Consider the following 21,410-nt stretch of genomic DNA (forward strand, 5'->3'; position numbering starts at 1 on the left):
GACTGAATAATCATGCTATGAGAAGGACAAGTTTGTCCATTAAAGGAGTGAGGAGATGAATTTTCACGAGCTGAGACAAGAGGAAGTAGAGACGAAGCTTCAGACAAGCATTCAGCGCGGGTTAACAACAGAAGAAGCCGAAAGGCGAAAAAACCAATATGGCAGCAATGAGCTGACTGAGGGAAAGCTGCCTTCAGCCTGGCTGGTTTTTATTCGTCAGTTTAAGGATTTTATGGTTCTTGTGCTCATTGCAGCGACTGTCATCTCCGCTTTAATGGGAGAGTATATTGACTCCGCTGCAATCTTTGCCATTATTATTATTAATGGTGTACTTGGATTCCTGCAGGAAAGAAGAGCAGAGAAGTCCTTGCAGGCATTAAAAGAATTGTCCGCTCCGCAGTCGCTCTCTTTGCGTGATGGAGAATGGAAAAAAATACAGTCTGCCGATATTGTTGTGGGGGATGTATTGAAATTTTCCGCAGGAGATCGGATTGGGGCAGATATCAGGCTGCTTGAAGCGACTAATCTGGAAATTGAAGAATCTGCTATGACCGGAGAATCTGTTCCTGTTGAAAAGCATGCCTCTCCGCTGAAAGGAGAAAATCCGGCTCTTGCTGATATGAAAAATATGGCATTCATGGGTACGCTCGTTACACGTGGAAGCGGGATTGGTATAGTGACAGCGACGGGCATGAAAACAGCGATGGGAAACATCGCGTCTATGCTACAATCAGCCGAACGATCAGAAACACCATTGCAACGCCGATTGGAGCAGCTCGGAAAAATACTAATCGCTGCTGCCTTGTTTTTAACTGTTCTTGTGGTGGGAATTGGTATTGTTCAAGGGCATGAACTCTATACGATGCTATTGACAGGTGTGTCCCTTGCTGTTGCCGCTATACCGGAAGGGCTGCCGGCTATCGTTACCGTTGCATTGTCACTTGGCGTTCAGCGCATGATTAGGCAAAAAGCGATTGTCCGACAGCTAGCTGCTGTAGAAACACTTGGATGTACAACTGTCATTTGTTCAGATAAAACCGGTACCATGACTCAAAATCAAATGACGGTTACTGACGCATGGGGTGGCGGAAAACATTGGATGATTAGCGGGAAAGGCTATGAACCAAAGGGGAAATTTTTTGAAGAAACTACAGAAATCACTCCCTCAGCAGAGAAGAGTCTGTATCAGCTGCTCACATTTGGACTGTTATGCAACCACGCGGAATTAAAAAAGAAAGAGAAAGAATATGTGGTTCAGGGAGATCCGACAGAAGGAGCGCTTCTAACGGCAGCATTCAAAGCTGGATTGAGTCGCGAACAGCTTGCAAAGACTTTTACAGTGGAGCAGGAGTTTCCCTTTGATTCGAAAAGAAAAATGATGACCGTAATAATTAAGGATGCACAGGGTCAGCGTTTTACGGTTACAAAGGGAGCGCCGGACGTTCTAATGGGAAAGAGTGATTATATCTTATGGGAAGAAAAGAGACAGGTCTTCTCCAAATTATATAGAAAGAAAACGGAAGAAATGTTGCAAACCCTTGCAGGCAGAGCTCTGCGGGTTATCGCTGTTGCTTATAAGCCGCTGCGTGCGACAGACACAATTAATGATGCCGCACAAGCTGAGTCCGGCATGACATTTATCGGAATGCAGGGGATGATTGATCCACCGCGACCAGAGGTTAAGCAGGCAATCACAGAATGTAGACAGGCCGGCATCCGGACTATTATGATTACCGGGGATCATAAAGAAACGGCAGCAGCCATTGCCGGCGACTTAGGGCTTGCTGATCGTCAATCAGATATTCTAGACGGACAGGCGCTCAGTGAGATGACGGAGGAAGAAATGGAAAAAGCAGCGGAACATACAGCTGTGTATGCACGAGTTTCTCCGGAGGATAAGCTAAAAATTGTTAAAGCTTTGCAAAAGAAAGGGCACATTGTAGCCATGACTGGAGATGGGGTGAACGATGCTCCGGCGATTAAGGCGGCTGACATCGGGATAGCCATGGGGATAACGGGCACCGATGTCGCCAAAGAAGCTTCCTCATTAGTTTTAGCAAATGATCATTTTGCTACTATTAAAGCCGCTGTAGAAGAAGGCCGAAACATCTATGAAAATATCCGCAAGTTTATCCGGTACTTGCTGGCATCTAATGTCGGTGAAATTTTAGTGATGCTATTTGCGATGATTTTAGGTATGCCTCTGCCGCTCGTTCCGATTCAAATTTTATGGGTAAACTTAGTAACAGACGGCCTGCCAGCACTGGCTCTTGGCCTTGATAAGGCAGAGGAAGATGTGATGAAAAGACCGCCTAGGCACCCGAAAGAAGGTGTGTTTGCGAGAGGGCTTGCATGGAAAATTGTTTCCCGTGGATTTTTAATCGGTGCAGCGACACTTGTTGCTTTTATTATCGCCTATCAGCAGCACTCCCACAATTTGGTTTATGCTCAGACGGTGGCGTTTGCTACACTCGTAACGGCTCAATTGATCCACGTGTTTGATTGCCGAAGTGAAAAATCGGTACTGGCGCGCAATCCATTTGGCAATATGTATTTGATCGCAGCGGTTATCTCTTCCTTCTTGCTGATGGTTGCCGTTATTTATATACCTCAGCTTCAGACAATTTTCCATACAGTTGCTCTCGCACCAAGAGAATGGCTGCTCGTCTTTGGAATTGGAGCTATCCCGACATTTTTACTTGCAGGATCATTTTTTGCAAGAAAAAGAAAATAGAATATGGTACAATATGAAAGGTAGTAGAGTAAACTCTATTGCCTTTTTATTATGTCGACAGGATGTGAGTGGCTGATGGTAACGAGCATGACAGGATTTGGCAGAAGCAAAATAAAATCAGCCGATTGTGCGGTGATTGTAGAGATGAAGTCGGTCAATCATCGGTTTAGCGAGTTTCAAATAAGAATGCCGAGACAATTAATAAAAATTGAAGATAAAATAAAGAAAGAGCTATCAAAATACATACAAAGAGGCCGGGTTGAGCTATTTGTTACCATTGAAGGAGGAGGTCTCGTTCATCGAACACTGCAGGTCGATTGGCAGCTGATGGGGGAGTTTGTCAGCTTGATGGAACAAATAACCGAAAAGCATGGGTTATCGGGAAAGCCGGATTTGAAAGATTTGCTGCAGCGCTCGGATTTTATTACAATCGAGGAAAGCGAAGAAGAAAACTCAGCATTGGAAAGTCTTGTTTTAGAAACGGTTGCTTCTGCAGCAGCACGGCTGTATGAAATGCGCCGTGTGGAGGGAGAGGAATTAAAGAAGGATCTTCTTCTTTTGTTAGCGGATTTGGAACAAAGACTGTTTCAGATCAAAAAGAGAGCGCCGATAGTCATTGAAGCATACAGTCAGCGGCTTGAGCGCCGAATGAAGGAAATAGTATCGGGTGCATTCGATCCGGACCGGCTGGCAACAGAGGTGGCGGTATTTGCCGATAAATCGGATATACATGAGGAATGCATCCGTCTTGAAAGTCATATCCAGCAATTTCGTCAGGCCCTTGAACAGGAAGGATCTGTTGGCCGCAAATTGGATTTTATGATTCAGGAAATGAACCGAGAAGTGAATACGATTGGTTCGAAAGCGAATGATTCTATGATTAGTTCAGGTGTTGTTGAGTTAAAGACAAGTCTTGAAAAAATGAGAGAACAAGTGCAAAATATCGAATAAAACAAAGCTTGCTTTATTAAAGGCTGTTATATTGGAGGAACTTTATGTCCATTCGATTAATTAATATCGGATTTGGCAATATTGTATCTGCGAATCGGATCATCTCTATTGTCAGTCCGGAGTCGGCACCGATCAAGCGCTTTGTGCAGGAGGCAAGAGAAGCAGGCACGCTGATTGACGCTACTTATGGAAGAAGAACAAGAGCGGTGCTCGTGATGGACAGCGACCATGTCATTTTATCTGCTGTCCAGCCGGAAACAGTTGCCCAGCGAATTCTCTCCAAAGAAGAAGTAACTGAAGAAGGGCAGGGAAAGGCATGAAAGAAAAAGGTTTACTGATTGTTTTATCAGGACCTTCCGGAGTGGGAAAAGGAACGGTAAGAAAAGAAATTTTCTCGCAGCCGGATGTGAAGTTTGAATATTCTATTTCAATGACCACGCGTGCTCCGCGTAAAGGAGAAGTGGACGGCGTCGATTATTTTTTCAAGTCCAGGGAAGAGTTTGAGCAGTTAATTGCTGAAGGCAAGCTGCTCGAATATGCAGAATTCGTCGGCAATTATTATGGCACTCCTGTTGATTATGTACGGGAAACGCTTGATGATGGCCGTGATATTTTTCTGGAGATTGAAGTGCAGGGGGCTCGCCAAGTACGGGAGAAATTCCCGGAAGGACTATTTATTTTTCTGGCACCGCCGAGCTTGTCAGAGCTTCATAGCCGAATCCTGACACGTGGAACGGAAAGCGATGAAGTAATTAAAGGCCGAATGGAAAAAGCCCGAAAAGAAATTGAAATGATGAATCTATATGATTACGTCGTGGAAAATGATGAAGTTGAAAAAGCATGCAGCCGTATACAGGCTATTATCGTGGCTGAGCATTGCCGTCGGGAACGTGTGCAGCATCGCTATAAAAAAATGTTGGAGAGTGATTGAGATGTTATATCCGTCTATTGATAATCTGTTAACAAAAATTGATTCTAAATATTCCTTAGTGAGCATTGCGGCGAAACGTGCCCGCAGCCTTCAGGAAAATGATTCTACGCAAATGCTCGATTCTTACGTTTCTCACAAATATGTCGGTCGTGCGCTTGAAGAGATCTATGCCGATAAACTAAAGATGAAAGAAAAAGATCAAGATCAAATTTACGATGATGAAGTGTAAAACGGCTTCAGGAATAACAACCTTTGGAAGGTTGTTATTTTTTTACATGAAAAGAGATGGAAGTGAAGAAAGTCAATACTCATATAACTGAAATAGCCGTATATGCGCTTATAAAGTAGACAAAAGCTGTTTTAAACAATGTTGGTCTAAATGAAAAGCCCTTGTCTTTTAAAGAACGGAACCTGATGAGAAACAGAGTAGGCTGAGGGGATCATCATGGAGGACAAGAGTCTGTCAACCAGCCTGCAGTAGCTGGCCGCTTTGTTTGAACAAAGAATTGGAGGGTTCATCGTGTTAAGTGAAAAGAAGATTCTGCTGTGTGTAACTGGAGGAATTGCTGTTTATAAGGCAGCCGCATTAACGAGTAAAATGGTACAGGCCGGTGCAGAGGTAAAAGTAATTATGACTGCCTCTGCCTGTGAATTTGTCACCCCGCTCACCTTTCAGGCACTGTCGCGCAATGAGGTATATACAAACACATTTGATGAAAAACATCCAGAAGTCATTGCGCATATCGATTTGGCGGACTGGGCGGATTTAATTCTTGTAGCCCCTGCTACGGCCAATATGATAGGGAAGCTTGCCAATGGAATTGCTGATGATATGATTTCCACTACTTTACTTGCTTCAACAGCTCCTGTTTGGGTGGCTCCAGCTATGAATGTTCATATGTATGAGCATCCAGCGGTGAAGAAAAACCTTGCAACGCTAGCTGATTTCGGCTGGCAGTTTGTTGAGCCGGGGGAAGGTTTTCTTGCCTGTGGCTACGTTGGTAAGGGACGTTTAGAAGAACCTGAAAAAATCGTCGATCTCATGGAGAAATTTTTTCGCCAGAAAGAAGAGCAGCCTTTTAAAAATAAAAAAGTGATGATCACTGCTGGTCCAACGCGGGAAATCATTGATCCAGTCCGTTTTTTGACGAATCGCTCGACTGGAAAAATGGGATATGCCTTGGCGGAAGCGGCACGTGATATGGGGGCGGATGTCTATTTAATATCGGGACCCGTTTCAATCACTCCGCCGGTGGGAGTGGAAATAAAATATGTCCAAAGTGCCGAAGAGATGTATGAAGCCGTTATGGAAAGATTCGCTAATAGCGATATTGTCATTAAAACGGCAGCCGTGGCAGATTACCGGCCAAAGCTAGTTCATAGAGAAAAATTGAAAAAACAAGAAGGCGATTTAATCATTGAAATGGAACGCACAAGAGATATTTTAAAAACACTGGGACAAGAAAAAACACATCAAATGCTTATTGGCTTTGCTGCTGAAACAACTAATATTGAAGAATACGCGCGTAAGAAGCTGAAAACGAAGCAAGCAGACATGATTGTGGCTAACAATGTTAAACTTGATGGAGCAGGATTTGGTGCTGAAACAAATATCATTTCAATTTTTAAAAAAGACGGCACTCAAAAAGATTTTGACTTAATGACGAAGAAAGCAGCAGCGCGAGAAATCTTGTTAGAGGCAGCAGTCGATTTAAAAAAGGGTGAACATGCATGCAAGTAGCTAGCGTCATCGTAGATGTAGCGGCGATGCAGACAGATAAAGAGTTCGATTATACAATTCCAGAAAAATGGGAAGGGTTAATCCAGCCGGGAATGAGAGTCATCGTTCCATTTGGTCCACGAAAAATTCAAGGGTTTGTCACCGCACTCAAGAGCAAATCCAATGTCAAAAAATGAAGGCTATTATTGAGCCGATGGATTTACTGCCGGTATTAAATGAAGAACTTCTCCAGCTTGCCGATTGGCTTACAGAAACAACGCTCTGCTTTAAGATATCTGCTTATCAGGCGATGCTTCCAGCTGCGATGAAAGCAAAGTATGAAAAAGTTTTTCACATAAGAGAAGTAGAGCAGCCGATGAATGAGGAGCTTGCGCGCTTATTTAACCAGCACGGTGAAATGACTTGGGAAGCAGCAGCAAAAGCAGGACTGCTCAATTCCTTGCGTCAGGAAGTAAAAGCGAACCGGGCAGAACTGGTTTATAAAGTGAAAAGCAGAGAAAAGAAAAAGAGTATTCGGATGATCAGGCTTGCTCTAGAGGAGAAGGAGCTAGCTGACCGTTTAGAGGCTCTTCCAGTCAATGCCCGCAAACAAAAGGATGTTTTACATTACTTATCAGCAGCTGAACAGCCTTTGCTTACAGCAAAAGAAGTGATGGAACAAACAGATACCTCGAATAGCACCTTGAAAAGCTTAATTGAAAAAGGTTTGATCATTGAACACTATCAGGAAGTTTACCGTGATCCTTACGAAAATAGACAATTTGAGCAAACAGAGCCGCTTCCACTTACTGATCAACAGCAAAAAGCCATCGCTCCTATTCTTGACTCGATAGAGGATATTCGTCATGAAACTTTTCTTCTTTATGGGGTAACCGGCAGTGGAAAGACGGAAATTTACCTTCAATCGATTCAGCGTGTGTTGGAGAAAGGAAAAGAGGCGATTGTGCTTGTTCCAGAAATCTCGCTAACCCCACAGATGGTTCACCGTTTTAAAGGTCGTTTTGGGGATGATGTTGCCGTTTTGCACAGCGGTTTATCGACCGGTGAGAAATATGATGAGTGGCGGAAAATTCAGCGTAAAGAAGTAAAGGTAGTCGTTGGTGCTCGTTCTGCTGTCTTCGCTCCCTTTGAAAACCTTGGTATTATTATCATTGATGAAGAGCATGAAACAAGCTATAAACAAGAAGAAAATCCTCGTTATCATGCAAGGGAAACAGCGATAAAAAGAGCGGAGTTTTATCAGTGCCCTGTTATCTTGGGCAGTGCGACGCCTTCTTTAGAAAGCTTTGCTAGAGCGCAAAAAGGTGTATACCACCTCCTAACCCTTCCAAAGAGGATGAATAATCAACAGCTTCCAGATGTAGAAATTGTTGATATGCGCGAAGAGTTACGCGGTGGCAATCGATCGATGTTTTCACGTACGCTATTCGACAAGCTGACAGACAGGCTTGAAAAGGGAGAACAAACGGTTCTTTTCCTAAATCGGCGGGGGCATTCTTCCTTTATTATGTGCCGAGACTGCGGTTATGTGGCAGGCTGTCCGCATTGTGATATTTCTTTAACGTATCATCGGCATAGTCATCGAATGAAATGCCACTATTGCGGCTTTGAAGAGCCTGTTCCTTCTAGATGTCCAGAATGTGAAAGTGAACACATTCGTTATTTTGGCACTGGTACGCAAAAGGTAGAAGATGAACTTGGCAAGCTGCTGCCGCATGCAAGAGTCGTGCGTATGGATGTCGATACGACGAGCCGAAAAGGAGCGCATGAAAAACTGCTGCAACAATTTGCAGAAGGAAAAGCCGATATTTTGCTCGGTACACAAATGATTGCTAAGGGACTTGATTTTCCTAATATTACGTTGGTTGGAGTATTGAGCGCAGATACGATGCTTCATATTCCGGATTTTCGTTCTGCTGAGAAAACGTTTCAGCTGCTTACTCAGGTTAGCGGCCGGGCTGGAAGACACCAGCTTCAGGGCGAAGTGGTTATTCAGACGTATACGCCGGAACATTACAGCATTCAGCTCGCTGGAAAGCAAGACTATGACCAATTTTATAAAGAAGAAATGATCATGAGAAAGTTAGGGAACTATCCGCCATTTTATTACTTGGCGCTCGTCACCGTCAGCCACGAGGACATCATGACGGCGTCGGGTGTAACAGAGAAAATTACCCAATATATTCAAGCTCGATTATCAAATGAAGCGATCATTCTTGGCCCTGTTGCTTCACCAATCGCCCGGATCAATGATAGATATCGTTATCAATGTTTGATAAAATACAAACGGGAACCAAAGTTAAACGAAGTTTTAAAAACAGTGATGGAACATTATACAAAGCAACAAAAAGATAAGAACTTACAAGTTGCTGTAGATGTGAATCCATTTATTATGATGTAGAATAAAGAGTTGCTTGATTTATCGACAACTAGGGAGGATTATTTTGGCACAATTACCCATTGTATATTATCCGGATGCTATTCTCGAAAAAAAATGCGAGCCGGTTACACAATTTGATAAGAAGTTAAAAAAGCTTGTAAAAGACATGCACGAAACGATGATTAAAGCGGATGGAGTTGGACTTGCAGCTCCTCAAATTGGAAAGGACATGCAGCTTGCCATTGTTGATATTGAAGATGAGCATGGCCTGATTACGCTTGTAAATCCTGTAATTGAAGAAGTAAAGGGGAGTGACACCGACGTTGAAGGATGTTTGAGTTTCCCGGGGCTGTACGGACATGTCACACGCCCTTCTTCAGTGAAAGTAAAAGCCCAGGATGTAAAGGGACGTTTTTTTACACTGAAGGCAGAAGGATTTTTGGCGCGGGCTATTCAGCATGAAATTGATCATCTGCAGGGCGTCTTATTTACGTCAAAAGTAGAGCGGTATATATCAGAGGAAGAATTAGAAGCGGAGGAGATGTCATGACCAAGGTCGTTTTTATGGGGACACCCGACTTCTCTGTCCCGGTCTTAAGAACATTGATTGAAGAAGGTTACTCTATTCAGGCAGTGGTTACACAGCCGGATCGTCCGGTTGGAAGAAAGCGGACGCTAACGCCGCCCCCAGTAAAAGTAGAAGCGCTAAAACAGGATCTTCTGGTTTTGCAGCCTGAAAAATTAAGAAATTCAGAGGAACTGCAGCAAATTATTGATTTGCAGCCAGATGTGATTGTCACAGCAGCTTATGGTCAGATTCTGCCGAATGAGTTGCTTGCAGCTCCTAAATTTGGCTGCATTAATGTCCATGCCTCTTTGCTGCCGGAATTGCGCGGCGGTGCTCCTATTCATTATGCCATTTTGCAAGGCAAAGACAAAACGGGCATTACAATTATGTATATGGCGGAAAGATTAGATGCAGGGGATATCATCAGTCAAGCGGAGGTTATAATAGAAGAGACAGATCATGTCGGCAGTCTCCATGATAAATTAAGCAAAGTTGGCTCCAAGTTGTTAGCAGAGACTTTGCCAAAGCTTATCGCAGATGAAGTCTCTCCGCGTCCGCAGGATGAATCACAAGCTACCTTTGCTTCCAATATTAAAAGGGAGCAGGAACAGATTGATTGGTCCAGAACAGGAGAAGAGATTTATAACCATATACGTGGCTTGCATCCATGGCCTGTTGCCTATACGACCCTTGACGGCCAGGTGATGAAAGTTTGGTGGGGAGAAAAAGTGAGAACAAACGTAGAAGCGAAGCCTGGAACAATCATTGAATTAACAACAGATGGCTTTGTTGCAGCTACAGGAAACCATACAGCTATAAAGATTACAGATGTGCAGCCTTCTGGCAAAAAACGCATGTCTGCTGAACAATATTTAAGAGGAGCCGGCTCTGGCTTAGCCATCGGCAAAACGTTAGGGGAATAGTGAATGAAGCAAAATAAGAAGCGAGTGCGTGAAATTGCCCTTGACTTACTTGAATCCGTAGAGAAGAACCAGTCCTATAGTAATTTACTGCTCCATTCAGCTATTGAAAAATATGAGTTAACGGGCAGAGACGCGGGCCTATTAACTGAGATTACGTATGGAACGATCCAAAGAAAGCTGACGTTAGATTTTTTTCTAGCTCCTTTCATTAAGAAAAAGTTGGAGCCATGGGTCCAGCAGCTGCTTCGTCTTTCCCTTTATCAAATGGTGTATCTTGATAAAGTTCCGGAACGAGCAGTCATTCATGAAGCAGTTGAAATTGCTAAGAAAAAAGGACATAAAGGAATTTCTGGCCTTGTGAATGGTATTTTACGTTCTGTACAGAGAAATGGCTTGCGCAGTTTTTCAGAAATAAAGGATGAAGCAAAACGAATTTCCATTGAAACGAGCCATCCTCTTTGGCTTGTGAAACGGTGGCTTGCGCAATTTGGCATGGAGAAAACAAAGGAAATGTGTGCTATTAACTTAACTGCTCCTATGCAGACGATTCGCGTCAATACAACAAAAGCCAGCCGGGAGGAAGTTTTGCATAGGCTGAAGGCGGAAGGATTTGAAGCGGAACCGAGCGAGGTCTTGCCGGAAGCCATCCGCATTTTAAAGGGGAATGCCGCTCGCTCATCCGTATTTGAAAGCGGGATGGCAACGATTCAGGATGAGAGCTCTATGATTGTCGGTTATGCCCTTGGAGCCGAACATAATGAAACCATTTTGGACGCTTGTGCAGCTCCAGGCGGTAAAACAACACATATCGCAGAGAAGTTAAACAATAGTGGTTCTGTTGTAGCGCTTGATTTACATGAGCATAAAATTAAGCTGATCAAACAAAATGCCGCTCGATTAGGATTAATCAACATTGAGGCGAAAGCATGGGACAGCCGCAAAGCAGGAGAGATCTTTGAAGAAGAGAGCTTTGATCGCATCTTAGTAGACGCTCCTTGCTCAGGGCTCGGTGTCTTGCGAAGAAAGCCGGATATTAAGTATACCAAGGAAGAGAAAGACCTTTCTGTCCTGCAAAACATTCAGCTGGACATCTTAGATGCTGTAGCTCCCCTTCTGAAAAAAGGGGGCGTGCTTGTTTATAGCACTTGCACGGCAGATAAAGAAGAGAATGAGGGGACAGTTAAAAAATTTATAGAAACCCACACTGATTTTGAACCGACAGCACTGACAGATTTGCCGCCCGTTGTTCAGGCATTGACAGACGATTATCTGCTTCAAGTTCTGCCGCAGGACTTCGGCGGGGATGGCTTCTTTATCAGTAAATTACGAAAGAAGGTGCAGTAATGGAGCAAGCAACAACATCAAAAGAAAAAGCAGGGGACAAGCAGCAGCTGCCATCCATTTATTCACTGCAATTGCAGGATTTAAAAGACTGGCTGAAAGAGCAAGGAGAGAAGCCGTTTCGGGCAGAACAAATTTTCGACTGGCTTTATAAAAAGCGGGTGACATCCTATGAGGGAATGTCCAACTTGTCAAAGCAGCTTCGGGAAAAGCTTGCTGCCCATTTTGCAATCACTACATTAAAAACGCTTATCCAGCAAGAGTCTTCTGATGGAACAATTAAATTCTTATTTGAGCTTCATGATGGGTATTCGATTGAAACGGTTTTGATGCGTCATGACTATGGAAACTCTGTCTGCGTAACGACGCAAGTCGGCTGCCGCATCGGCTGCACATTTTGTGCTTCGACACTTGGCGGTTTAAAGCGTCATCTGGAAGCAGGAGAAATCGTAGCTCAAGTCGTAAAAGTACAACAGGCACTTGATGAGAAAGAAGAGCGGGTTAGTTCGATTGTCATTATGGGGATTGGGGAACCATTTGATAACTATGATCAAATGATGGCTTTCCTTAAAATTGTTAATCATGAAAAGAGTTTAAATATTGGCGCCCGGCATATTACGGTATCAACAAGTGGAATTGTGCCGAAAATCTACAAATTTGCAGACGAAGAGATGCAGATTAATTTCGCTATTTCACTTCATGCTCCCAATAATGAGCTGCGTACGAAGCTCATGCCGATTAACAAAGCCTATAAGCTGCCGGACTTAATGGAGGCTGTTCGTTACTATATTAACAAAACAGGTCGCCGAGTCAGTTTTGAATATGGATTATTCGGTGGAGAGAATGATTCCGTTGAACATGCGATTGAGCTAGCTGAATTGATTAAAGACTTAAAGTGCCATGTAAATTTGATTCCGGTTAACTATGTGCCGGAGCGCAACTACGTACGTACGCCGAGGAAGAAAATTTTTGAATTTGAAAAGACGCTCAAAGACCATGGTGTAAATGTAACGATTCGACGTGAGCAAGGTCACGATATTGATGCGGCCTGTGGACAGCTGCGTGCGAAAGAACGGTCAGAAGAAACGAGGTGAGCCCTTATGGACTCTGTTTTTCGGACAGATAAAGGCCGGATTCGTCCTCATAATGAAGACAACGGCGGAGTATTTGTAAATGTGGCTGGTGATCGCCTGGCTATCGTTGCTGATGGCATGGGCGGTCACAATGCCGGTGATATTGCCAGTCGCCTCGCTATTGAGACGATGAAGTCACTGTGGATAGAAATGGAAGAAATTCGAACAGCCAGCCAGGCAGAAAGTTGGTTGAAAGCAGCTATCCTGCAAAGCAATAAAAAAGTATTAGAGCATTCTAAAGACTTCCCTGAGTGCAGCGGAATGGGAACCACGCTTGTAGCAGCTATATGCACAGCCAGCTTTTGTACGATTGCCAATATCGGAGATAGCCGAGGGTACTTATTTAGTGAGAGCGGCCTTGTGCAAGTAACAGAAGATCATTCTCTTGTAAACGAGCTTGTAAAGTCAGGGGAGATCACGAAGGAAGATGCAGAGAATCATCCTCGAAAAAATGTATTAACCCGTGCACTAGGAACAGAACGGGGAATAATAGCTGATTATTACACAGTGATGTTTGAACAAGGAGATTCGCTCCTCCTATGTTCAGACGGCTTATCCAACAAATTGGCACAGCAAGAAATGCAGCGGATTTTAGAAACCAAACTTTCCATTGAGGAAAAAGCCGAGTCTCTCATCCGAATGGCAAATGAAAATGGCGGGGAAGACAATATTACGCTTATTATTCTCGAACATTCTGCTGGCCTCGAAAGCGGGTGAGGGCAGAATGTTAATTGGAAAGCGACTGGGTGGCCGCTATAAAATCATTAAAATGATTGGCGGCGGGGGAATGGCCAATGTTTATTTGGCACAGGACATGATTTTAGAAAGAGAAGTCGCCCTGAAAGTTCTGCGTCTTGATTTTGTGAATGAAGAAGAGTTTATCAGACGTTTTCAAAGAGAAGCGCAGTCTGCCACAAGTCTTGTTCATCCTAATATTGTGAATATTTATGATGTGGGAGAAGAAGAAGGCATCAATTACATTGTGATGGAATATGTCGATGGGATGACGCTGAAACAGTACATTCAGCAATACTCCCCTATTCCTGTTGAAAAAACGATCGACATTATGAAACAACTGGCATCGGCCATTGCTTTTGCTCATCATAATTCAATCATTCATCGGGATATCAAGCCGCACAATATATTAATGGACCAGGAAGGTAATGTGAAAATTACTGACTTTGGTATTGCCATGGCGTTAAGCGCCACTTCTATCACACAAACGAATGCCGTTCTTGGATCTGTTCATTATATTTCTCCTGAACAGGCAAGAGGCGGAATGGCTACAAAGAAATCTGATATTTATGCTTTAGGTATTGTCATGTTTGAATTGCTGACGGGGCAGCTGCCGTTTTCCGGTGAGTCCGCTGTATCTATTGCTCTTAAGCACTTGCAGGCTGAAACACCGTCTGTGAAAAGGTGGAATCCAGATATCCCGCAAAGCGTGGAGAACATTGTCTTAAAGGCTACCGCTAAGGATCCATTTCACCGATATTCAAGCCTTGAAGAAATGGAGCAGGATTTATCGACTGCTCTTGATCCAGAAAGAGCACAAGAAGAAAGGTTTTCCATTCAAGAGGACGATGAAAAAACAAAAGCGATCCCTGTCATCAAGGATAGTGAACTCTCTGAAGGATCGGATACGACAGTTGTGCATCCTGTTGACCAGCTGGAGGATACACAGCAGCCGGAGAAAGATAAGAAAAAGAAAAAGCGAAAACGATGGCCGATTTTTGTGCTTGTCTCCATTTTATTAATTGCTTTAGCCATTGGAGCCATTACACTCCTTCCATCCTTGTTAGGACCGAAAGAGGTAAAGATCCCTGACGTTAGTGGCAAGCAGCTTGATGAAGCGGTGTCCAAGCTTGTGACTGACGGCTTTAAAGTTGGAGAAACGAAAAAACAATTTAGCGATCAAGTACCTGAGGGGATCGTCATCAAAACCGATCCGGCAGCTGGACGAACAATGCAAGAAGGCGACACGGTGAACATTTATATTAGTTCAGGAAAAGAGGCCATTGCTGTGGCGGATTACAGTGGCAAGTCTTTTGATGATGCAAAAGAAGAGCTTGAAAAAGCAGGTTTCAAGAGCGTGGAACAAAAGACCACACATGATGATAGCGAAGCAGGAACCATCATTGATCAAGATCCTGAGCCGGAAAATAAAGTGATCCCTGAGGACACAACTGTAACATTGACCGTGAGCACGGGTCCGGAAAAAATTCCGCTGATTGATTTAACTGATTACAATGAAAAAAGTTTAAAAGATTATGCGGAATCAACTGGATTAAACATTGAGGTTGCGCGGGAGAATTATTCAGATTCTGTATCAAAAGGTTTGGTAATCTCTCAATATCCAAGCAGTGGCACAGAACTTAATAAAGGAGATAAAGTACAGGTGACCATCTCCAAAGGCAAAAAGGAAATTCCGCCGAAGACTGTAACAAAAGAGATTACCATCCCTTATGAACCAGATGAAGAGGGAGCACCTCAGGAAGTGCAAATCTATATAGAAGACATGAATCACAGCATGACCGAGCCGTTTGAAGTGTTGACGATCCAAGAAGATTTAAAGAAAACCTTGGAGTTTGTTTTAACAAAAGGCAGTAAAGCAGGTTATAAAGTGATCCGAGATAAAAGAGTAATTATTGACGAAACAGTTCCGTATCCAGAGGATGGCGAAGAGGTTCAAGCAGAAACAACTAGCGATTCTGAGAATGAAGAAGAGGAAGGAGCATAGAGTAACGATGAACTAAAAACAAATCTCTTAAATAGGAGGAATGGGATGCCTGAAGGAAAAATAGTGAAAGCACTGAGCGGGTTTTATTATGTCTCAACTAACGGCCAGACCTTCCAGTGTCGGGGCAGGGGCGTTTTTCGAAAGCGAAAAGTGTCTCCGCTCGTTGGTGATTTTGTTGAATTCCAGGTAGAGAATGACTTGGAGGGTTACATTTTAGCAATTGAAGAAAGAAAAAATGAACTCATCAGACCGCCGATTGCGAACGTCGATCAGGCTATTCTAGTTTTTTCTGCTGCCCGACCGGATTTTAGCACAGCGTTGCTTGACCGCTTTCTCGTTTTAATTGAATCAAAGCAGATAGAGCCGCTTATTTGCATCACAAAAATAGATCTTTTGGACGCAGAAGGAGAAGCGGCTATTAAACAGTATGCAGCTAATTATCGCTCATTCGGATACGAAGTAATTCTGACCTCTTCAGAAAATTTAGCTAATCTTGAAATATTAAAAGAGCATTTGCAAGGAAAAACATCGGTATTTGCCGGGCAATCCGGTGTCGGCAAGTCCTCCTTGTTAAATGCACTTAAACCTGAACTGGAGTTAAAAACAGACGACATTTCAGATTCTCTCGGCCGGGGGAAACATACAACGCGGCATGTCGAGCTAATTAATGTGGAAAATGGCCTCGTTGCTGATACTCCAGGCTTCAGTTCTCTTGAATTAACAGAAGTGGAAGCAGAAGAGCTGCCTCAATATTTTCCTGAAATGATGGAAAGAAGCCATGAATGCAAATTTAGAGGCTGCCTGCATATTAACGAACCGAAATGTGCCGTTAAAGCGGCGGTTGATGCTAAAGACATTCCGGCTTACCGATACGAGCATTATTTACAGTTCATGGATGAAATTAAAGAAAGAAAGCCGAGGTATTAATATGGTAAAGATTGCCCCATCGATTTTATCAGCTAACTTCGCTAAGCTAGGGGAAGAAATTCAAGAAGTAGAAGCTGGCGGTGCTGATTGGATTCATGTAGACGTTATGGACGGACACTTTGTTCCAAACATTACAATTGGACCGCTCATTGTTGAAGCCGCACGTCCTGTTACAAAGCTTCCTTTAGATGTTCATTTGATGATTGAAAATCCGGACCTCTACATCGAAGCGTTCGCCAAAGCGGGTGCCGATTATATTACTGTGCATGCTGAAGCTTGTCCGCATTTGCATAGAACAATCCAATTGATCCGTTCATTTGGAGTGAAGCCTGGAGTTGTTTTAAATCCGGCAACGCCTGCCTCCGTGTTAGAATATATTATAGAAGATATTGATCTTGTTCTTTTGATGACAGTGAACCCCGGATTTGGGGGCCAGTCTTTTATTCATTCGGTTGTGCCTAAGATCCGGGAAGTGAAACAAATGATTACAGCTAAAGGGCTTGACGTCTTAATAGAAATCGATGGCGGCGTCAACACCGAAACGGCCAAGCTATGTACAGATGCAGGGGCAGATGTATTAGTGGCTGGTTCAGCCATATATAATAAAGATGATCGAAAGCAGGCAATCGCAGATATTAAGTTATCGACAACCATGTGAACAGGAGGAGAATGGAGCCGTGCGAAACGGCTCCATTTATTTCTAGAAACAAGTCTTTATCTAGGAGGTGACAGGGGATTGCAAATTATATTAGTCGCTGGAGGGCCAGAAAAAGAATTGCCTGATTTAAGGGGCTTTCATGAGACAGATACATACTGGATAGGCGTGGACCGGGGAACCGTGTATTTGCTGAATCGAGGAATTAAACCCCAAGCCGCATTCGGGGACTTTGACTCAGTTTCTGAAGAAGAATGGCAGTTCATCCAACAAGAAGTAAAAACTATACATACATTCCCGGCTGAAAAAGATGAGACAGACCTTGAACTTGCTTTAAGGTGGTCGATTTCACTACAGCCTAAGCAGCTAACCATTTTAGGTGCAACAGGGGGCAGAATCGATCATTTCTTTGGCACAATCAGCTTGCTTACAAGCAATCAAATGAATTTCCGTCATATGGAAGTGGAGATCATTGACCGCTCGAATCGATTGTCGGTTTGCCATGGGCCGATGAAAAGGAAAGTCAGGAAGGATTCATCTTATAAGTATTTCTCTTTTTTTCCTATTACTAAAGAAGTGAAAGGATTTACGCTTGAGGGATTTAAATACCCGCTTACAAATCATACTGTCCAATTAGGGTCTACATTATATGTAAGTAACGAATTGATAGGCGAAAGTGGTACTTTTTCATTCACCAATGGCATATTAATGGTGGTAAGAAGTTCTGATGATTGAGCAGCTTTAAATTGGAGGGGTGGCAATCATGAAATTTTATACCATTAAACTGCCTAAATTTCTTGGCGGGCTCGTCCGAGCAATGCTTGGAACACTGAAAAAATAAAGGCAGGCCATAACAGAAGATAGATAGATACAAGCAAAGCGGGGCGCCTGTGTAACTGCAGGCGCAAGCGCATACACAAATTTTGCCTATGAGTGTCCATCATGAGGTGGCTTATAGTTTCTCAATAGAAAAAACCGGCTGGTAACCAGCCGGTTTTTTTCCGTTTGGAAAATTATTATACGCGCTCTACTTTTCCGGATTTTAACGCTCTTGCAGAAACCCAAACACGTTTAGGTTTGCCATCTACTAAAATGCGAACTTTTTGCAGGTTGGCCCCCCAAGTACGCTTATTGGCGTTCATAGCGTGGGAACGAGTGTTGCCGGAACGAGCTTTACGGCCTGTTACAACACATTTTTTTGGCATATTATTCACTCCTCACCATTGAAGCTGAAAAGATGGTTTCAATACTTCATGATATTCTGAAAGATACTTTAATAATTTACCATACAACCTTTTCAATTGCAACTGTTCTTGTAAAGTCTTTCAAGAAAAAAACCTTGACATCCTCCTCCCCCATTTGAAATGATATAATGCGGGTAAGTGTTTCTTTTAAAACAAGAGCAAGTATAGTAAAATGTCTGTAGCTTACAACCAATTTTAAGGGGGGTCCTTGTGGCCATTGAGCTTAGAACAAAATACGGACAAATTGATATTTCAAATGATGTGATCGCTATGATTGCCGGTGGAGCAGCCATTGATTGTTATGGCATTGTCGGCATGGCATCGAAAAAACAAATAAAAGATGGACTTACCGAAATCCTGCGACGGGAAAATTTTGCCCGCGGCGTCGTAGTACGTCAGGAAGAAGACCAGGTATTTATCGATATGTACATCATTGTCAGCTATGGAACAAAAATATCGGAAGTAGCCAATAACGTGCAATCGAAAGTGAAATATACGCTTGATCAGACTGTTGGTCTATCTGTTGACGCAGTGAACATTTTTGTGCAAGGGGTTCGAGTAACGAACCCATAGTGTGTGAGGAGGAAAGATTTGTGTCTATTACTTCATTGGATGGAAAGCGGTTTACCGACATGGTTCAAGCGGGAGCCGCTCATTTGTCAGCCCATGCCGATATGGTCGATGCGCTGAACGTGTTTCCTGTTCCTGACGGAGATACGGGGACAAATATGAATTTGTCCATGACTTCTGGAGCAAAGGAAGTTCAGCAGAACGTGAGTGATCATTTTGGTAAAACAGCAGCAGCCTTGTCTAAAGGGCTGCTTATGGGAGCGCGTGGAAATTCAGGTGTCATTTTGTCCCAGTTGTTCCGCGGGTTTTCTAAGGCGGTAGAACAGCAGCAGGAAGTGACGAGTAAAGAGTTGGCTCAAGCTTTCGAGGCGGGAGTGGAAACTGCCTACAAGGCGGTGATGAAACCGGTGGAAGGAACCATCTTAACCGTTGCGAAGGATGCGGCAAAAAAGGCGGTTGCTTCTGCTAAAAAACAAACAGATATTATTACGGTTATGGAGGAGCTTGTAAAAGAAGCAAGAGCTTCTTTAGCTCGGACACCGGATTATTTGCCTGTGCTTAGAGAGGTTGGCGTAGTTGATAGTGGAGGACAAGGGCTGTTGCTCGTATATGAGGGCTTCCTTGCAGAATTAAAAGGAGAGAAGCTTTCTGAGGCCGTGGGCATTGCTCCGAGTATGGACGAGCTTGTTAATGCCGCCCATCATAAAAATGTCCAAAGTTTTATGGATACGTCAGCCATTGAATTTGGTTATTGTACAGAATTTATGGTTCGTTTTGAAGAAGATAAGTTGAAGAATCATCCATTTTCTGAAGAGAAATTCCGGGCGGATTTAAGTGAGTATGGGGATTCCTTGCTTGTAATAGCAGATGAGGAATTAGCCAAGGTGCATATCCATTCTGAACAGCCGGGGAATGTATTAACTTACGGTCAGCGTTACGGCAGTCTAATCAATATGAAAATTGAAAACATGCGTCAGCAGCATAGCAATATTGTGGATGCTCCAGCTAAAGGACCTGCTGTTGCACAAAAGGAAAAGCAGGAGATCGGTATTGTCACTGTCTGTATGGGTGAGGGCATCGCTCAGTTGTTTGAAAGCATTGGCGCTTCTGTAGTAATTGAAGGCGGCCAAACGATGAACCCGAGTACAGAAGATATTGTAAAGGCGATTGAAGAGGTTAATGCCAATAAGGTCATCATTCTACCGAACAACAAAAATATCATTATGGCTGCTGAGCAGGCCGCTGAAGTAGTGGAGATGGAGGCGGTTGTTATCCCTTCAAAGACTGTTCCGCAAGGGATGTCGGCTTTGCTTGCTTATAACTCTGAAGCAAGCCTTGAGGATAACCAATCAGCTATGACAGCCGCTCTTGCCCATGTAAAGACTGGGCAAATCACTTTCGCTGTTCGCGACACGAATATCGATGGTGTTGAAATTGCCAAAGATGATTTCATGGGAATTGCTGACGGAAAGATTTTGCTAACCGATAAAAATAAAGTGGACGCATCAAAAGAGCTGCTTCGGACAATGATTGATGAAGAAACAGAAATCATCACCGTTATTTACGGAGAAGATGCTTCTAAAACAGAGGTTGAGGAAGTAGTGGACTTTATTGAGGAGAATTTTGAAGAAGTGGAAGTAGAGGTTCATGAAGGCAAACAGCCGCTCTATTCTTTCATCTTTGCAGTAGAATAACCAGAAGGAAGGGCTCATCCCTTCCTTCTTCTTTATGTGCATTTTTAGCGGAATCATAGTAAAATAGAGAAGATAAGCTACGGTTAAAACGGCTTATAACCTTGTTTTGATTTTTACGAGAGCAAAATGGAAGAACATATAAATTAAAGCTGGGCGGCTGTCTTATAAACAATCAGTATTAAAGGAGGCGGCAGGGTGAAGTATAAAAGTGTATTTGACATTATTGGACCAATTATGATTGGCCCTTCAAGCTCCCATACAGCAGGAGCGGCAAGAATCGGCCGAGTGGCCAGAAGTTTATTTGGAAGAGAACCGCAGTGGGCGGTTATTTCTTTTTATGGATCATTTGCTGAAACATTTAAAGGGCATGCGACGGATGTAGCCATTGTCGGAGGGCTCCTTGACTTTGATACATTTGACGAGCGTATTAAACATGCGCTGGACATTGCTAAGGAACGGAAAATAGATATACAGTTTGTGAAAGAGCAAAGCATTCCGGCTCATCCAAACACGGCAAAAGTTCGCATCGGGGACGACCGATCGGAAATGGAGCTTGTTGGGATTTCCATTGGGGGCGGAAAAATCGAAATTACTGAATTAAATGGCTTTGAATTAAAGTTAACAGGGCACCATCCTGCTATTCTCGTTGTCCATGATGACCGATCCGGAGTTATTGCAACGGTTTCTAATGAGTTGGCAAAGCATGATATTAACATTGGTCATATGCAGGTTTCCCGCAAAGGGGTCGGAGAGATGGCTCTAATGACAATCGAAGTAGATCAGACAGTTAGTGAAGAAGTCCTTGATCAAATCCGGCGTTTGCCTCATATTACGCAAGTAGCAAGAGTGGCTGACTAATCGGTCTTTAAATCCAGCTA

Annotated in this window: 20 protein-coding genes and 1 pseudogene; 20 read left to right on the top strand and 1 reads right to left on the bottom strand. The window is 43.4% G+C overall.

The features are described from left to right. The first annotated feature begins 55 nt into the window (after nt 1-55). From CJ483_RS20480 to spoVM, 17 genes and pseudogenes are all read left to right on the top strand, one after another. Complete coding sequence (locus CJ483_RS20480) at nt 56-2,734, top strand: cation-translocating P-type ATPase (protein WP_120037130.1); 2,679 nt, start codon at nt 56-58, stop codon at nt 2,732-2,734. A 75-nt stretch (nt 2,735-2,809) separates the two neighbouring features. Then, the gene (locus tag CJ483_RS20485; protein ID WP_120037132.1) at nt 2,810-3,685 is read left to right on the top strand and encodes a YicC/YloC family endoribonuclease; all 876 of its coding nucleotides are present in this window, start codon (nt 2,810-2,812) and stop codon (nt 3,683-3,685) included. 44 nt (nt 3,686-3,729) lie between these two features. Further along, nucleotides 3,730-4,005 carry an extracellular matrix/biofilm regulator RemA gene (gene remA / locus CJ483_RS20490; protein ID WP_120037134.1) on the top strand — a complete coding sequence of 92 codons (276 nt, stop codon included), beginning with the start codon at nt 3,730-3,732 and terminating at the stop codon, nt 4,003-4,005. Further along, nucleotides 4,002-4,616 carry a guanylate kinase gene (gene gmk / locus CJ483_RS20495; RefSeq protein ID WP_120037136.1) on the top strand — a complete coding sequence of 205 codons (615 nt, stop codon included), beginning with the start codon at nt 4,002-4,004 and terminating at the stop codon, nt 4,614-4,616. The genes remA and gmk overlap by 4 nt, the downstream gene beginning before the upstream one ends. A gap of 1 nt (nt 4,617) precedes the next feature. After that, entirely contained in the window at nt 4,618-4,845 is a 228-nt protein-coding gene (gene rpoZ / locus CJ483_RS20500) for a DNA-directed RNA polymerase subunit omega (RefSeq protein ID WP_120037138.1), read from the top strand. 291 nt (nt 4,846-5,136) lie between these two features. Continuing rightward, nucleotides 5,137-6,357 (top strand): bifunctional phosphopantothenoylcysteine decarboxylase/phosphopantothenate--cysteine ligase CoaBC, encoded by a 1,221-nt coding sequence (gene coaBC, locus CJ483_RS20505; protein WP_120037140.1) that lies wholly within the window; start codon nt 5,137-5,139, stop codon nt 6,355-6,357. Next, nucleotides 6,348-8,758 (top strand): annotated as a pseudogene (priA, locus tag CJ483_RS20510) (primosomal protein N'). Before coaBC ends, priA begins: the two are co-directional and overlap by 10 nt. 43 nt (nt 8,759-8,801) lie before the next feature. After that, entirely contained in the window at nt 8,802-9,287 is a 486-nt protein-coding gene (def, locus tag CJ483_RS20515; protein WP_120037142.1) for a peptide deformylase, read from the top strand. After that, nucleotides 9,284-10,228 carry a methionyl-tRNA formyltransferase gene (fmt, locus tag CJ483_RS20520; RefSeq protein ID WP_120037144.1) on the top strand — a complete coding sequence of 315 codons (945 nt, stop codon included), beginning with the start codon at nt 9,284-9,286 and terminating at the stop codon, nt 10,226-10,228. Before def ends, fmt begins: the two co-directional genes overlap by 4 nt. Nucleotides 10,229-10,231: 3 nt before the next feature. Continuing rightward, on the top strand, nt 10,232-11,572 hold the full coding sequence (gene rsmB / locus CJ483_RS20525) for a 16S rRNA (cytosine(967)-C(5))-methyltransferase RsmB (RefSeq protein ID WP_120037146.1): 1,341 nt from the start codon (nt 10,232-10,234) through the stop codon (nt 11,570-11,572). After that, entirely contained in the window at nt 11,572-12,663 is a 1,092-nt protein-coding gene (rlmN, locus tag CJ483_RS20530; protein WP_120037148.1) for a dual-specificity RNA methyltransferase RlmN, read from the top strand. The genes rsmB and rlmN overlap by 1 nt, the downstream gene beginning before the upstream one ends. A 6-nt stretch (nt 12,664-12,669) precedes the next feature. Continuing rightward, entirely contained in the window at nt 12,670-13,419 is a 750-nt protein-coding gene (locus CJ483_RS20535; RefSeq protein ID WP_120037150.1) for a Stp1/IreP family PP2C-type Ser/Thr phosphatase, read from the top strand. Nucleotides 13,420-13,426: 7 nt separating this feature from the next. Beyond that, the gene (gene pknB, locus CJ483_RS20540) at nt 13,427-15,442 is read left to right on the top strand and encodes a Stk1 family PASTA domain-containing Ser/Thr kinase (protein WP_120037151.1); all 2,016 of its coding nucleotides are present in this window, start codon (nt 13,427-13,429) and stop codon (nt 15,440-15,442) included. A 45-nt stretch (nt 15,443-15,487) separates the two neighbouring features. Then, nucleotides 15,488-16,369, top strand: a complete 882-nt coding sequence (gene rsgA, locus CJ483_RS20545) for a ribosome small subunit-dependent GTPase A (RefSeq protein WP_120037153.1) — start codon at nt 15,488-15,490, stop codon at nt 16,367-16,369. Nucleotide 16,370: 1 nt separating this feature from the next. Beyond that, complete coding sequence (gene rpe, locus CJ483_RS20550; RefSeq protein ID WP_120038181.1) at nt 16,371-17,027, top strand: ribulose-phosphate 3-epimerase; 657 nt, start codon at nt 16,371-16,373, stop codon at nt 17,025-17,027. A gap of 78 nt (nt 17,028-17,105) precedes the next feature. Then, nucleotides 17,106-17,759: a thiamine diphosphokinase gene (locus CJ483_RS20555; RefSeq protein WP_120037155.1), complete on the top strand. Its 654-nt coding sequence runs from the start codon at nt 17,106-17,108 to the stop codon at nt 17,757-17,759. A gap of 28 nt (nt 17,760-17,787) precedes the next feature. Continuing rightward, nucleotides 17,788-17,865, top strand: coding sequence for a stage V sporulation protein SpoVM (gene spoVM / locus CJ483_RS20560; RefSeq protein ID WP_099098601.1), 78 nt, complete (start codon nt 17,788-17,790; stop codon nt 17,863-17,865). 175 nt (nt 17,866-18,040) lie between these two features. Here spoVM and rpmB read toward each other — a convergent pair whose 3' ends face one another. Further along, nucleotides 18,041-18,229: a 50S ribosomal protein L28 gene (rpmB, locus tag CJ483_RS20565; RefSeq protein ID WP_041099906.1), complete on the bottom strand. Its 189-nt coding sequence runs from the start codon at nt 18,227-18,229 to the stop codon at nt 18,041-18,043. Nucleotides 18,230-18,478: 249 nt separating this feature from the next. On the opposite strand from rpmB, the gene CJ483_RS20570 reads away from it, so the two are divergent. The 3 genes from CJ483_RS20570 to sdaAB all read left to right on the top strand — a co-directional run bounded on the left by CJ483_RS20570 (nt 18,479) and on the right by sdaAB (nt 21,390). Next, nucleotides 18,479-18,841 carry an Asp23/Gls24 family envelope stress response protein gene (locus CJ483_RS20570; RefSeq protein WP_120037157.1) on the top strand — a complete coding sequence of 121 codons (363 nt, stop codon included), beginning with the start codon at nt 18,479-18,481 and terminating at the stop codon, nt 18,839-18,841. Nucleotides 18,842-18,861: 20 nt separating this feature from the next. Then, entirely contained in the window at nt 18,862-20,532 is a 1,671-nt protein-coding gene (locus CJ483_RS20575) for a DAK2 domain-containing protein (RefSeq protein WP_120037159.1), read from the top strand. Nucleotides 20,533-20,727: 195 nt separating this feature from the next. Continuing rightward, nucleotides 20,728-21,390, top strand: a complete 663-nt coding sequence (gene sdaAB / locus CJ483_RS20580; RefSeq protein WP_120037161.1) for an L-serine ammonia-lyase, iron-sulfur-dependent subunit beta — start codon at nt 20,728-20,730, stop codon at nt 21,388-21,390. The last annotated feature ends 20 nt before the right edge of the window (nt 21,391-21,410 follow it).

Origin of the sequence: Bacillus sp. PK3_68 (genome assembly GCF_003600835.1) — a bacterium.
Taxonomy (GTDB): Bacteria; Bacillota; Bacilli; order Bacillales; family Domibacillaceae; genus Pseudobacillus.

What these genes read in the sequence shown, in the direction of transcription:
- rsgA (WP_120037153.1), top strand. Translation starts at nt 15,488, where the DNA reads ATGCCTGAAGGAAAAATAGTGAAAGCACTGAGCGGGTTTTATTATGTC.
- rlmN (WP_120037148.1), top strand. Translation starts at nt 11,572, where the DNA reads ATGGAGCAAGCAACAACATCAAAAGAAAAAGCAGGGGACAAGCAGCAG.
- pknB (WP_120037151.1), top strand. Translation starts at nt 13,427, where the DNA reads ATGTTAATTGGAAAGCGACTGGGTGGCCGCTATAAAATCATTAAAATG.
- CJ483_RS20485 (WP_120037132.1), top strand. Translation starts at nt 2,810, where the DNA reads ATGGTAACGAGCATGACAGGATTTGGCAGAAGCAAAATAAAATCAGCC.
- rpoZ (WP_120037138.1), top strand. Translation starts at nt 4,618, where the DNA reads ATGTTATATCCGTCTATTGATAATCTGTTAACAAAAATTGATTCTAAA.
- CJ483_RS20535 (WP_120037150.1), top strand. Translation starts at nt 12,670, where the DNA reads ATGGACTCTGTTTTTCGGACAGATAAAGGCCGGATTCGTCCTCATAAT.
- rsmB (WP_120037146.1), top strand. Translation starts at nt 10,232, where the DNA reads ATGAAGCAAAATAAGAAGCGAGTGCGTGAAATTGCCCTTGACTTACTT.
- rpe (WP_120038181.1), top strand. Translation starts at nt 16,371, where the DNA reads ATGGTAAAGATTGCCCCATCGATTTTATCAGCTAACTTCGCTAAGCTA.
- fmt (WP_120037144.1), top strand. Translation starts at nt 9,284, where the DNA reads ATGACCAAGGTCGTTTTTATGGGGACACCCGACTTCTCTGTCCCGGTC.
- gmk (WP_120037136.1), top strand. Translation starts at nt 4,002, where the DNA reads ATGAAAGAAAAAGGTTTACTGATTGTTTTATCAGGACCTTCCGGAGTG.
- spoVM (WP_099098601.1), top strand. Translation starts at nt 17,788, where the DNA reads ATGAAATTTTATACCATTAAACTGCCTAAATTTCTTGGCGGGCTCGTC.
- CJ483_RS20480 (WP_120037130.1), top strand. Translation starts at nt 56, where the DNA reads ATGAATTTTCACGAGCTGAGACAAGAGGAAGTAGAGACGAAGCTTCAG.
- rpmB (WP_041099906.1), bottom strand. Translation starts at nt 18,229, where the DNA reads ATGCCAAAAAAATGTGTTGTAACAGGCCGTAAAGCTCGTTCCGGCAAC.
- remA (WP_120037134.1), top strand. Translation starts at nt 3,730, where the DNA reads ATGTCCATTCGATTAATTAATATCGGATTTGGCAATATTGTATCTGCG.